This is a genomic window from Pseudomonas sp. ICMP 8385, assembly GCF_002699915.1.
Taxonomy (GTDB): Bacteria; Pseudomonadota; Gammaproteobacteria; order Pseudomonadales; family Pseudomonadaceae; genus Aquipseudomonas; species Aquipseudomonas gessardii.
In genome coordinates this window covers 1-267 of sequence record NZ_LKBY01000046.1, presented here as the reverse complement: position 1 = coordinate 267, position 267 = coordinate 1, and the positions used below count along the sequence as shown (strand labels likewise).

Sequence of the window (267 nt, the reverse complement as noted above, 5' to 3'; positions counted from 1 at the left end):
TGTAATGCCCTGCCACCTGATGGGCAGGGTAACGTTCGGCGTCAACCAACGAGGTCAGGTAGCGACGGGGTTTGTCGTCTATCGAATACTCGATCAATCGCGCATGCCAATGGCTGGGAAGATCCGGACGCTGCTTGAGTGCATCCCGGGAAACGGTCAACCGTACAAGCCAGTCACCCACGCCCAACTCTTCGATCACCTCGTATTTGAGCGGTTTGCGCGCTCGCATGAGCCAGTGTCGTTCAGTTCCACTTTGCTGCCAGTCGA

Annotated in this window: 1 pseudogene; it reads right to left on the bottom strand. The window is 56.9% G+C overall.

Going from position 1 to position 267, the window contains the following annotated elements:
- Positions 1-229: pseudogene (locus AO268_RS32335) on the bottom strand (IS4 family transposase); the annotation flags it as partial.
- Positions 230-267 lie beyond the last annotated feature (38 nt).